Source organism: Flavobacterium fryxellicola, assembly GCF_900143245.1.
In the GTDB taxonomy this organism is placed as follows: domain Bacteria; phylum Bacteroidota; class Bacteroidia; order Flavobacteriales; family Flavobacteriaceae; genus Flavobacterium; species Flavobacterium fryxellicola.
In genome coordinates, this window is record NZ_FRDK01000007.1 from 96,749 (window position 1) to 109,456 (window position 12,708).

14 protein-coding genes are annotated in these 12,708 nt (G+C 34.0%); 10 read left to right on the forward strand and 4 right to left on the reverse strand.

All coding sequences use genetic code 11. The features are described 5' to 3' along the window. Window positions 1-18: 18 nt before the first annotated feature. Entirely contained in the window at window positions 19-2,289 is a 2,271-nt protein-coding gene (locus BUA03_RS11300; protein WP_066076934.1) for a M1 family metallopeptidase, read from the reverse strand. A 170-nt stretch (window positions 2,290-2,459) separates the two neighbouring features. Here BUA03_RS11300 and BUA03_RS11305 point away from each other — a divergent pair, with 170 nt between their 5' ends. The 3 genes from BUA03_RS11305 (at window position 2,460) to BUA03_RS11315 (ending at window position 4,562) form a co-directional block, all read left to right on the forward strand. Continuing rightward, window positions 2,460-3,311 (forward strand): aldose 1-epimerase family protein, encoded by an 852-nt coding sequence (locus tag BUA03_RS11305; RefSeq protein WP_066076937.1) that lies wholly within the window; start codon window positions 2,460-2,462, stop codon window positions 3,309-3,311. A 15-nt stretch (window positions 3,312-3,326) separates the two neighbouring features. Next, window positions 3,327-3,875, forward strand: a complete 549-nt coding sequence (locus tag BUA03_RS11310; protein WP_066076940.1) for a GNAT family N-acetyltransferase — start codon at window positions 3,327-3,329, stop codon at window positions 3,873-3,875. Between the two features lie 135 nt (window positions 3,876-4,010). Continuing rightward, window positions 4,011-4,562: a DUF3575 domain-containing protein gene (locus BUA03_RS11315; protein ID WP_066076942.1), complete on the forward strand. Its 552-nt coding sequence runs from the start codon at window positions 4,011-4,013 to the stop codon at window positions 4,560-4,562. On the opposite strand, the gene BUA03_RS11320 is transcribed toward BUA03_RS11315, so the two are convergent. Further along, window positions 4,559-4,795 (reverse strand): VF530 family protein, encoded by a 237-nt coding sequence (locus BUA03_RS11320; protein ID WP_066076943.1) that lies wholly within the window; start codon window positions 4,793-4,795, stop codon window positions 4,559-4,561. The two genes, BUA03_RS11315 and BUA03_RS11320, sit on opposite strands and share 4 nt — an antisense overlap. A 50-nt stretch (window positions 4,796-4,845) precedes the next feature. On the opposite strand from BUA03_RS11320, the gene BUA03_RS11325 reads away from it, so the two are divergent. Continuing rightward, the gene (locus BUA03_RS11325; protein WP_066077197.1) at window positions 4,846-5,331 is read left to right on the forward strand and encodes a phosphoglycerate mutase family protein; all 486 of its coding nucleotides are present in this window, start codon (window positions 4,846-4,848) and stop codon (window positions 5,329-5,331) included. Between the two features lie 89 nt (window positions 5,332-5,420). On the opposite strand, the gene BUA03_RS11330 is transcribed toward BUA03_RS11325, so the two are convergent. Continuing rightward, a complete protein-coding gene (locus tag BUA03_RS11330; RefSeq protein ID WP_066076945.1) occupies window positions 5,421-6,104 on the reverse strand; it encodes an OmpW/AlkL family protein in 684 nt (227 codons plus the stop codon). A 145-nt stretch (window positions 6,105-6,249) separates the two neighbouring features. Here BUA03_RS11330 and smpB point away from each other — a divergent pair, with 145 nt between their 5' ends. Together smpB and BUA03_RS11340 are read left to right on the forward strand one after the other, a co-directional pair. Further along, on the forward strand, window positions 6,250-6,702 hold the full coding sequence (gene smpB / locus BUA03_RS11335; protein ID WP_066076948.1) for an SsrA-binding protein SmpB: 453 nt from the start codon (window positions 6,250-6,252) through the stop codon (window positions 6,700-6,702). 79 nt (window positions 6,703-6,781) lie between these two features. Beyond that, a complete protein-coding gene (locus BUA03_RS11340) occupies window positions 6,782-7,831 on the forward strand; it encodes a Fic family protein (protein ID WP_066076950.1) in 1,050 nt (349 codons plus the stop codon). Between the two features lie 49 nt (window positions 7,832-7,880). Here the strand turns inward: BUA03_RS11340 and BUA03_RS11345 are convergent, their stop codons facing one another. Then, a complete protein-coding gene (locus BUA03_RS11345; RefSeq protein WP_066077200.1) occupies window positions 7,881-8,522 on the reverse strand; it encodes a protein-L-isoaspartate(D-aspartate) O-methyltransferase in 642 nt (213 codons plus the stop codon). Window positions 8,523-8,677: 155 nt separating this feature from the next. Between BUA03_RS11345 and BUA03_RS11350 the strand changes: the two genes are divergently transcribed. From BUA03_RS11350 to BUA03_RS11365, 4 genes are all read left to right on the forward strand, one after another. Continuing rightward, window positions 8,678-9,643 (forward strand): Gfo/Idh/MocA family protein, encoded by a 966-nt coding sequence (locus BUA03_RS11350; RefSeq protein ID WP_066076953.1) that lies wholly within the window; start codon window positions 8,678-8,680, stop codon window positions 9,641-9,643. A 76-nt stretch (window positions 9,644-9,719) separates the two neighbouring features. Further along, complete coding sequence (locus BUA03_RS11355) at window positions 9,720-10,607, forward strand: 3-hydroxyacyl-CoA dehydrogenase family protein (protein ID WP_066077202.1); 888 nt, start codon at window positions 9,720-9,722, stop codon at window positions 10,605-10,607. Between the two features lie 183 nt (window positions 10,608-10,790). Continuing rightward, window positions 10,791-12,011, forward strand: coding sequence for a DUF1015 domain-containing protein (locus BUA03_RS11360; protein ID WP_066076956.1), 1,221 nt, complete (start codon window positions 10,791-10,793; stop codon window positions 12,009-12,011). A gap of 37 nt (window positions 12,012-12,048) precedes the next feature. After that, on the forward strand, window positions 12,049-12,702 hold the full coding sequence (locus BUA03_RS11365) for a YggS family pyridoxal phosphate-dependent enzyme (RefSeq protein ID WP_066076961.1): 654 nt from the start codon (window positions 12,049-12,051) through the stop codon (window positions 12,700-12,702). Window positions 12,703-12,708 lie beyond the last annotated feature (6 nt).

The window sequence follows — 12,708 nt, forward strand, 5'->3', positions numbered from 1 at the left end:
TTCTATTAAATAAAAACACTATTTATCTTTAGTAAATGGTATTTTTTGTCCATCAGGGGTCAACATTTCAAATCCATTTAAGCTATCATTAAATTCAAATTTAAGTCCTGCCAATTTAGATTCAAAAGTATTTTTCCCAATGGGTTCGACTGAAAAGCTTGGATAATTAGTTATCAAAACATTTAGCACGCCATTTTTCTCTGAAAAAGTAATTTTCAAAGGAGCCATTTTAGTGGAGTAAACCCCTAAATAACCATCCAAAATTATGTCTTTTTCAATCAAACTTTTACCTGAAGTCCAAATGTTATTGGTTGTATTGCTGTCTGGTAAAACATGATCTGGATCTAGCGTAATACTTTCTATTTCTTCGGTCGAATTATGTTTAAAAGACCATGCCTTGTTTTTTTGCCAAACTTCAACTGGTAATTTAACACGAGTTAGTTTTCCGCTTTTTGTTTTTACGTCTAAACTTACTGGCATTGCCATTTTTTCGAAGTTTTCAATTGATATAACAACGCCTAATTTTGGATCATTTTTTACATATTTAATTGAATTTATTCCTTGATCTAATCGCCAGTTGTATTGGAACCAACCTCTCCAAAACCAACTCAAATCTTCGCCAGCTACATTTTCAATTGTTCTAAAGAAATCATCTGGTTGTGGGTGTTTGTACGCCCAACGCTCAATATACGTTTTCAAAGCCAAGTCAAACCGTTCTTTACCAAGAACTTGTTCCCGTAAAATAACTAATCCGGAGCTAGGTTTAGAATAGGCCAAAAGACCAATATTAGCTTCTTTCATATTATCTGGAGAACTCATTATGGTCTCAAGATTAGGACTAGTGTACATTTCCGCTCTTTGATGCAAATCTGCCTTCGCTTCTTTGTATTCACCATTGTTAAAATCAGCTGAACTTAATGAATTAATAAAAGTATTAAAACCTTCGTCCATCCAAGCAAACAATCTTTCGTTAGAACCCACAATCATAGGAAACCAAATGTGGCCAAATTCATGATCCGTAACACCCCATAAATCAGCTCCTTTTGACTCCCAACTGCAAAAAACAATACCTGGATATTCCATTCCGCCCTCATTCCCCGCAACATTTGTAGCTGCTGGATACGGATATTCCAACCATCTTTTAGAATAGTTTTCAATCGATGCTTTTGTATATTCAGTGGAACGTCCCCATGCGTCATTTCCAGCACTTTCAACTGGATAAACGGAAATAGCTACTGATTTTTTTCCACTTGGTAAATTGATTTTTGCAGCATCTAAAATAAACGAGGCAGACGAAGACCAAGAAAAATCACGTGAATTTTTAATTTTATAATTCCAAGTTTTAGTCGTTGTAGCAGCAGTTTTAGATAAACTTGCCACTTCTTCAGCGGTACGAATAAAAACTGTTTTGTCACTTTGTTTGGCTTGAGCTAATCTACTTTGTTCCACCGTTGAATAAACAGCCGTAGGATTTAGTAATTCTCCAGAAGCAACCACAATATGATTAGAAGGCGCAGTAATACTCACATCAAAATCACCGTATTCCAAGTAAAATTCAGCAGCTCCTAGATACGGATTTGTATTCCAGCCTCTTACATCATCATAGACACACATGCGAGGATACCATTGTGCTATAGTAAATATTTTGCCGTTTTTAGTTTCTAAAACTCCCATTCGGTCAGAACCTTCAAAGGGCGCTATAAATGAAAAGTCGATTTTAATTTTAACAGAACCGCCTTTAGCATTTAATCCTTGTGGAAGAAAAACCTGCATTCTGGTATCAGTGATTACGTACTTTGCCTCTGTTTCGGTTGCTTTTCCTTTCAAGGTAGTAATTACTTTTACCGATTTTATTTTATGCCCACCTTCAAAAATTTGGCCTTGAGCCCCATTTCTACTTCCAGTCATAGGAACTATAGCACTTCCGCGGGAATCTGCTTTGAATAAATTTTGGTCTAAGTTCATCCAAACAAAAGCCATTTTATCCGGACTGTTGTTGGTATAGGTAATGATTCCCGTTCCAGTAATCTCGTTGTTTTTTTCATCCAACTTAGCCGTTAATTTGTAATCCGCACTATTTTGCCAATATTCAGCGCCTGGCTGACCACTTGCAGAACGCGTAGTTGTTCCATTTTTGGAGTAAAAAAACGGTGCAAAAGCATCATGATAATCGTACTTAGAAGTAGCAGTACCAGATGCATTTCCGGGAGTTTGTTGTGCCGATAAAGAGCTAACTCCCAATAAGAATAAAGTCAAGTGGAGTACGACTCCGACGCGGATATTTTTCATTTTCTTATAATTTATATCACAAATTAATGAAAAAAAAGAGAATTTTAAACTATTAAACCAAATTCATTCTGCTTTGAGACGTAAAATCATGGATTAAGCCAACAAGAATTAAAAATTATAAAATATATTTACACCAGAAACCTATTTTTAAATTAAACTGGAACAAAATTTTGACAACGACAATCCAAAACGCGACCCTTTCTGCTGAAATTAAACACTTTGGTGCTGAATTAATTTCGCTCAAAACGAATCAGAATAAAGAATATATTTGGGAAGGAAACCCTAAATTTTGGGGTAAGCATGCTCCTATTTTATTTCCAATTGTAGGGACTTTAAAAAACAATTCTTTTCAATACGAAGGAACTGATTATTCCTTATCCAGACACGGATTCGCAAGAGATATGGCATTCGAATTAATCCATTCGACCCAGAGCAGTGCTACTTTCGCTCTACAATCCTCTGCAGAGACCTTAAAAGGATATCCATTTGAATTTGAACTACAAATCAGTTATACTTTAGAAGAAAACAACTTAGCTGTTGCATATCATGTAAGAAACAAGGGAAAATCTAAAATGCCATTTGCTATTGGGGCGCATCCTGCCTTTGCCTTGCCAAATGAATTCGACAATTATGCGATTGCTTTCGAAAAAGAGGAATCTTTGGAATATTATATTTTAGAAGATGATTTGGTTTCAAATAAAACTAAAAAACTTAAAGTCGATGACACCATCATTCCTCTGAATTATGAACTATTTAAAAATGATGCTTTAATTTTCAAAACATTAGAATCCAATTCATTGACGATTTTAGAAAATAAAAACCCAGTATTGAAAGTACATTTTGAAGGTTTTCCGAGTTTAGGAATTTGGACTAAGATGAATGCACCCTTCATTTGTATCGAACCGTGGTTTGGCTATTCTGACACTACCGAAAGTACCGGTGATTTATTCGAAAAAGAAGGCATTCAAATTTTAGAATCCAACGACGCATTCCAATCAAAGTATAGCATTGAACTACTTTAATTAAAAAAATTTAACATGCTCACAATCTCTTTTACCCCATTTCCAAATTTAGAAACCGAACGTTTGCTTTTAAGAAGAGTGGTACCTGCTGATGTAAAGGAAATTTTCGCTTTGCGATCTAATCCGGAAACGATGAAATACATTCCAAGACCTTTATTAAAAAGCGATGAAGATGCCTTAGAACATGTTGCAATGATTGACAGTAAAATAGACACTAATGAAGGAATCAATTGGGCGATTACATTAAAAGACGATCCAAAACTAATTGGAATAATTGGTCACTATAGAATAAAACCTGAGCATTTTCGCGCCGAAATTGGTTACATGCTGCTTCCCGACTATTATGGAAAAGGAATAATTTCTGAAGCGGTCAAAGAAACGTTACGTTATGGTTTTCGAGTGATGAAATTGCATTCGATCGAAGCTGTTATTGACCCTGATAATCTAGCTTCAGCGAAGGTTTTAGAGAAAAATGGGTTTGTTAAAGAAGCTCATTTTAAAGAAAATGAATATTATGATGGCCGTTTTTGGGATAGTGTGGTTTATTCTCTGCTAGATACGTAGCATTCTAATTAGAGAGTATTGGTAAGGATACCTATTAAATTAATTTCAACAAAAAATAAACTATACAATTAATATTTATCTTTGCTTTGCTTAGTCCCCTACTCAATTAGTTCCCGTTGATATAAAATTCTCTTTATGAAAAAAATATTAGTAGTCTCTTTTCTCTTTATCTCTGTACTATCCCAAAGTCAAACTTACGTAAAAGCAAATGCTGTAACGACTTTATTGACGGTTCCAAATGTGGGTATTGAAACTAGTATTGGAAAAAAATCGACTTTCCAATTTGATATTACAGCGTCTTTTTGGAAATCAATAAATGGCAAGCCTGCACAATTTTATATTTTTATACCCGAATACCGCTACCATTTCAAAGAAAAATATAATGGTTTTTATGTAGGAGCACATGTTGGAGGCACCCTATACAATTTTCAAAAATGGAATTATTTCAATACAGACAACTATGAAAAAGGGGTTGGATACATGGTTGGTGCTACTGTAGGATATCAAAAAAAGATTAAAGAGCACTTTCTATTGGATTTTTTTATTGGTGGTGGAAACCATCAAGGCTTTTATAAAGGGTACCTTATTTCCACAAACGAACGTGTGGATAGTGCCAAAAAATACAATAAAAGCGGTGAATGGTTGCCTTATCGAGGTGGCATTATGATTTCTTACCAATTAGACTAAACTTTATTTTCAAATTTTAGCAAGGATTGAACGTATAAATCTTCCACTTGTTTTCTAGCCCAATCCGTTTTTCGTAGAAAATTCAAACTAGATTTGATACTTGGATTATCCGTAAAACACTTTACTTTTATGAGTTCTCCCAGGGTATCAAATCCATAGTGATCTACTAATTGTTCTACTATTTTTTGAAGTGTAATTCCGTGAAGCGGATCTTTTGATTTTAAGTTTTCCATTTTGCAAATATATAAAAACAGCAATTACTAAATTTTTTAAATTCATTCTAATGAAAAAATTTCTATTACTATTTACATTTTTATTTTTAAACATCAGTTTTGGACAAAAAATAACAACAACATATTACTTTATACGTCATGCTGAAAAAGTAGATAACTCTAAAAATCCAGATTTATCAATGAAAGGTATGGAAAGAGCAAATCATTGGAACAAAATATTCGCAGAAGTAGATTTTGATCTAGTGTACGCTACCGATTTTAAAAGAACGGTTCAAACGGCAAGTCCAACTGCTACAGCTAAAAAGCATACAATTAAAATTTATGATCCTAAAAACATAGCAATTGAATCCTTCAAAAAGGAAACTTTAGGAAAAAAGATTTTGATTGTTGGCCACAGTAACACCATACCACATTTTGTAAATCAATTTATCAATCAAAAAACATACGCTGACATTGAAGATTCAACTTTTGGCAATCTGTATATTGTGACACTAATAGGAGATGATATAAGTCATCAAATATTGAAATTAGAATAAGCTGAGCTAAAGCATAAAATACAACCACAAAAAAGTCACTATCAAATAATAGTGACTTTCTTAGATTTATCCAAATTCTGAATAAAAGCTTAAAACTTCATTCCAATACCCATTCCCATGATTAATGGATTAATAGTTACAGCAGCAGGCATCGCTAATCCAGTTGCTAAATTAGAAGCATCAACAGTAACATCTGTTTTTAAAAATAATTTTTTGACATCGGCATTAATAAAAAAAGTATCGTTTAGCATCAAATCAAAGCCTACTTGGAAAGCATAGCCGAAATTATTTTTATGCCTTACCTTTTTAACTGCATTTCCATCTTCTACATTATAGAAAATAGTGTAATTGACCCCCGCTCCCACGTAAGGTTTAAATACCTTTTCAGCCAAGGGATAAAAGTGATACTGCGCCGTTAACGTTGGCGGCAATAACCAAACGCTTCCTAAATCTATATTGGCATTATTGGGTCCGCCAATGGCTGAAATATCAGAACCAACGGTATGAACCTCATGCTTAGTAGTTGCTAAAATTAACTCCGTCGCAAAATGTTTGGTAAAAAAATAAGTAAAGTCTAATTCTGGAACAAATGTATTTGAAAGGGCAACATCACCTCCAATAACACCAATTTTGGCGCTCTCGTATGGGATAACAGCAATTCCTCTAACGCGGGCCTGCCACTTTTTGAAATCAGGAGTTTTGTTTTCTTCTTTTGTTTGTGCATTTAATGTCAAAAAGGACACTGCCATAAAGGCTAAGATAATTTTTTTCATTTTAACTATGGTTTAAATTGTTAGTCAAATGTATGCTTGAGAATTTCCTTTTTCACTGATATAAATCATAGTTTGAAGAATATTTATACTTATTTTAGCACGCAATACTGCATAAATTTTCAATTTTAGTATACCTTTGCGTCCTATGTTAAAAACAATAAATATATTCAACAAAAGGGCGAAATTCGATTACGAAATAATCGAAACATTTACCGCAGGAATCGTTTTGGCTGGCACCGAAATCAAATCCATTCGATTAGGAAAAGCGAACATAACCGAAAGTTTTTGCGAATTTAGCAATAACGAACTTTTTGCAATCAATACTTATATTGAAGAATATACCTTTGGGAATCAATTCAACCACAAAGCCAGAAGCGAGCGTAAATTACTTTTGAATAAGAAAGAATTAAAAGGTTTATTGAAAAGCGTGCAAGCCAAAGGATTAACAATAGTCCCCTTGAAATTGTTTACCAATGAAAAAGGAATGGCCAAACTACAAATAGGCCTATGTAAAGGAAAGAAAACCTACGACAAACGGGAATCCCTTAAAGAACAGGACACCAAACGCGATCTTGACAGAATAAAAAAATCATTTTAAATTAAAATAAAATTGAAAAAAAATATTCTACCTATAAAAAATGACTAAATTTGTCAAGACAATTTAAAACATTTTTAAAATGAAAACACTACTCAAAAATGCAAGAGAACAAAAAGGACTCAAAACTAGAGAAGTGGCACAACTTTTAGGAATTGATCAAGCCTTAATCAGTAAGTTTGAAAGTGGAACCAGAAAACCCACAAGAGACCAAGTTATAAAATTAGCGTCTTTACTACAAATAGATTTAGAAACCATCATGGTCGCCTGGCTTAAAGAAAAAATTCTTTATGAAATTGGTCAGGATGAGTTTGCTTTAAAAGCATTATTGGTGGCGGAGCAAGAAATTAGATATCAAAGTAATCCTTCAAAGAAAAAACTATCTAGTACACTGCAAAAAATTTTAGATGAAATAGACATTCTCAAGATAAAACTGGATGGGTTTCGTCAGTTTGATAGTTATCGCATTGCACAAGCTTTAGAGCTGGAATATACTTTTGAAAGTAACCGTATCGAAGGCAATACAATGACTTTGCGTGAAACTGATTTAGTTATCAATGAAGGCCTAACTATTTCCGGAAAAAGTATGCGAGAACATCTTGAAGTTATTAATCATCAAGAAGCCATTGCGTTCATTAAAGATTTAATGCAAAGAAATAGTTCCATAAATGAACGAGAAGTATTGTCTATTCATAATCTTATTTTGAGAGGAATTCAACCTGAAGATGCGGGTCGTTATAGAAAAGTTCAAGTGATGATTCAAGGAAGTAGCCACATGCCTCCACAACCTTTTCTGGTGGCCAAAGAAATGGAAGATTTTTTTATTTGGTATGAAACCAATAAATCAAGTCTTCATCCAATAGTTTTGGCTGCTGAAATGCACGAACGCTTGGTTACTATCCATCCATTTATTGATGGAAACGGCAGAACTTCACGCTTGGTAATGAATTTAATTTTATTGCAAAATGGCTACATTATTGCTAATATAAAAGGGGATTATGAAAGTAGGATGCACTATTATCAAACACTTGAAACAGCCCAAACTAAAAACAATAAAGAGGATTTTTTGTTGTTCATTGCACTAATAGAAAAAGAAAGCTTAGAGCGGTATATAAATATTATTGGTCAATAAAAATATTTCTTCAGCTCCTTTTTCCATGGGAAGGGTTGGGGATGGGATTTTAGTTTTTATCTTCTAATAATGGGACAAATCGAAACTCCCCAAATTCATGTTTCTCAAATTGAGTTTCGTTTTTTCTGATTAACAAAGTCATAATTTGCACCTCTTCGCCTAGCGGAATAACAAGTCTCCCTCCTATCTTTAATTGTGACATCAATGGTTGAGGAATAAACGGAGCACCCGCAGTTACAATTATACTGTCAAAGGGCGCATAGCTTGGTAATCCCTTATAACCATCTCCAAAAGAAAGATGTTTGGGTCGGATATTTAGTTTTGGGAATAAATTAGAGGTTTTCTTAAACAATTCATTTTGTCGTTCTACACTATAGACTTTAGCGCCCATACTACATAAAACAGCCGTTTGATAACCAGAACCAGTTCCTATTTCTAATATTTTATGTTCTTTTTTTACTTCTAATAATTGGGATTGAAAGGCAACAGTGTAAGGTTGCGAAATTGTTTGCCCTGCGCCAATAGGAAAGGCCTTGTCTTGATAGGCATAAGCTTCAAAACTGGAATTCAGGAACAAGTGACGTGGAATTTTTTTTATCGCAGCCAAAACGTTTTTATCAGTAATTCCTTTTTGCTCTAAAATGCTTACTAATTGATTCCGAAGTCCTTGATGTTTCGCTTTATCTTCCAAAATTTGATATTTAATTTTGACAAAAATAGAGGGAAAAATGCCAAAAACCAAATCCCACATTTTAAATCGATTTATTATTTTTCTGACTGGAATTTGGGATTTTAAAAATTGAATTTTAACCATTTTATTGCTATTTTTGTATAAATTAAATCATTATGCTGAAAATTGGAGTATTAGGTGCTGGTCATCTAGGAAAAATACATTTGCGTTTATTACAACAATCTGAAAAGTATGAATTAGTTGGTTTTTACGATCCAAACCAGGAAAATGCTGAGAAGGTTTCTAAAGAATTTGGTTACAAACATTTTAGTACAATCGCTACGCTTATTCATGCTGTCGATGTAATTGATATCGTTACGCCTACCCTTTCCCATTATAAATGTGCCAAAGTTGCTATCAAATCTGGCAAACATGTTTTCATAGAAAAACCAATTTCAAATACCGTTGAAGAAGCCGAAGAAATTATAGCTCTGGCAAATGAATATAAGGTCAAAGGTCAGGTTGGTCATGTAGAACGTTTTAATCCTGCATTCATCGCGACCAAAAACATGATTGAAAACCCTATGTTTATAGAAGCCCATCGTCTTGCTGAATTCAATCCCCGTGGAACTGATGTTCCCGTAGTTTTGGATTTGATGATTCATGATATTGATGCAATTCTAAGTGTGGTCCAATCAAAAGTTAAAAATATTAGTGCAAGCGGTGTTTCTGTCATCAGTGACACTCCTGATATTGCTAATGCGCGCATCGAATTTGAAAATGGATGTGTGGCTAATTTAACAGCCAGCAGAATTTCGATGAAAAACATGCGTAAATCACGATTTTTCCAGAAAGATGCCTACATCTCTGTCGATTTCTTAGAGAAGAAATGTGAAGTGGTTAAAATGAAAGATGCTCCCGAAGTTCCTGGTGATTTTGACATGATTTTACAAAATGCAGAAGGTGTTAAAAAACAAATCTATTTCTCTAATCCTGATGTAGAACAAAACAATGCAATTCTGGACGAATTGGAGTCTTTTGCTCATGCCATAAACACAAATACAACCCCGGTAGTAACCTTAGAGCAAGCTACGGAAGCACTTCGAGTAGCTTATCAAATAATCGATTGTTTTAAAAAATAGGCGAATAATTCAGCTTTCAATTTCAAGCTATTTGATGATCCAACTTGAAATATCAAACATTAAACAAAAAAACAGAATGAAAACAATAGCAGTAATCGGAGCAGGAACAATGGGTAATGGAATTGCTCATACATTTGCCCAAAGCGGTTTTACCGTAAAATTAATCGACGTTTCCGAAAAATCACTAGATAAAGGAATGGCAACTATTGCGACCAATTTAGACAGAATGGTTTCAAAAGGAACTATAACAGAGGAAGACAAAGCAAAAACCATTACCAATATAATCACGTACACTGATATTAAAGACGGCGTTGTTGGCGTTGATTTAGTTATTGAAGCGGCTACTGAAAATGTAGAATTAAAACTCAGTATATTCAAACAATTAAACGAAGCGTGTTCACACGATACAATTTTAGCAACTAACACCTCTTCAATATCTATCACACAAATAGGAGCCGTGGTAGCACATCCTGAGCGTGTTATAGGGATGCATTTTATGAATCCAGTGCCCATTATGAAGCTTGTCGAAATCATTCGCGGCTACACCACATCAGACGAGGTGACCAAAATCATTATGGAGTTGTCTCAAAAATTAGGAAAAACTCCCGTTGAAGTAAATGATTACCCTGGATTTGTAGCTAATCGCATTTTGATGCCTATGATCAATGAAGCAATCGAAACTTTATACAACAAAGTAGCAGGTGTTTATGAAATTGACACCGTGATGAAATTAGGGATGGGACACCCAATGGGACCTTTGCAATTAGCTGATTTTATTGGACTTGACGTGTGTTTAGCTATTTTAAATGTAATGTATGATGGTTTCAAAAATCCAAAATACGCGCCTTGTCCACTATTAGTTAACATGGTGCGGGCAGGAAAAATAGGCGTCAAATCTGGTGAAGGCTTCTATGATTATTCTGAAAGTAAAAAAGCGGAGAAGATTGCTAAACAATTTGTTTAATTTTTTCTGAAGCAATTTACTTGTTTCCATAACCATTTTTGTCCCGCTTTCCGTTGCAATCTTTTTGTTCTTAAAGAAAGAACAAAAAAGGATTTCCACTTTAATCGGGGCTAATGATCAATTTTTGAATTCCATACTAGTTGGTTCAAAAAAGCAAATCCTTAAACATTAAACTAAAATAGTTTGGCTAAAATAGTTCCTTTCAAAGCAGTTCGTCCCACTCGCGATAAAGTTTGTCTTGTTACATGTCGCTCCTACGAAGAATATGTAAATGCTGAATTAGCGGCGCAATTGGACTTCAATCCATTGTCTTTTTTACATATTCTGAAACCCGCTTATACGAATCAGGAAACCGTTTCTTTTGAAAAACGATACCGTCAAGTTCATCAAAAATATGAGGATTTCAAAAATGAAATTATTTTAGTAAAAGACAAAAAGCCAGCTATATACATTCATAAAATTGTAACCAAGACGCAATCTTTTACCGGAATTATCGTTGGTACGAGTGTAGCTGACTACTGCAATAATATCATTAAAAAACACGAAGATATTATTGCATTTAGGGTCCGATTACTCAAAGATTACATGAAATATTCTGAGTTTAATACGGAACCGGTTTTGATGACTTATCCCGATAATAAAACCATTGAAAACTGGATATTTAACTGCATCCAAAAGTTAGCCGATTTTGAATTTTCGACTACAAAAAAAGAGATTCACTACCTGTGGAAAATTGAAGATGCCTTGGAAATAAATTGGCTTCAGAATATTTTCGAAAAAACGCAAAGCCTTTACATCGCTGACGGTCATCATCGAACTGAAGCGCTTAAATTATTATCCGAAGAAAATGATAATCCACAAAATACGGCTAAAAATCATATCCTTAGTTATTTAATTTCTGAAAATAACATCAAAATATACGAATTCAATCGTTTGGTAAAGGATTTGAACGGATTTACTAAGGAAGCATTTTTACAAGAGCTACAGAAGGAATTTATTATAGAAGATAAATTGCAACAAGCATTTCAACCTTCCCGAAAACATGAATTCGGAATGTATTTAGACCATTCGTTTTATAGCTTAAATTTGCGAAATGAAAACGAAATTTTCGAGACTTCTTTGGATCGTTTAGACACACAAATTTTGTACAAAAAAGTGTTATTACCTATTTTAGCCATTGAAGATTTACGCGATGATGAACGAATAGAATACCTTTCAGGAAAACAATCCATACTAGAATTACAAAATAAAATTGATCAAGAGGAATTTGAAATTGGTTTTATTCTATTTCCGTCAAATATTGAAGAAATAAAAGCGTTGGCTGACGCTGATCTCATCATGCCGCCTAAAAGTACGTATATTGAACCTAAATTCAGAAGCGGATTAGTTGTGTATGAACTTTAGGTCAAATTAAATGTTTAAGAATCAAAAAAATTAAAAAATGTCAATAGCCCAAAATTTACTTTCTATACAATCCGCTTTACCAGCGCAAGTAACCTTAGTAGCCGTTTCTAAAACCAAACCCATTTCAGATCTTATGGAAGCCTATGAAGCAGGCCAACGTATTTTTGGAGAAAATAAAATTCAGGAAATGGCAGAAAAATGGGAAGCAATGCCCAAAGACATTCAATGGCACATGATTGGGCACGTACAAACCAATAAAGTCAAATTTATGGCGCCATTTGTGAGCTTGATTCATGGAGTAGATAGTTTAAAGTTAGTACAGGAAATCAATAAACAAGCCGTAAAAGCGAATAGAGTTATCGATTGCTTATTACAAATACACATTGCGGAAGAAGAAACTAAATTTGGTCTTGACCAGCAAGAACTTACTTCACTACTATCATCAAGTGCATTTCAAGAAATGAGGAACATACGTATTGTTGGTTTAATGGGAATGGCAACCTTTACTGACAATAAAGACCAAATAAAAAAAGAATTAACCCATTTGAAATCGATTTTTGATTCATTTGCAGTTCGCAACCCACAATTTACAATTCTTTCCATGGGAATGTCCGGAGATTACCAACTCGCAATCGAATGTGGAAGCACAATGGTTCGAATAGGAAGTAGTATCTTTGGAGGAAGAAATTGATTTTCA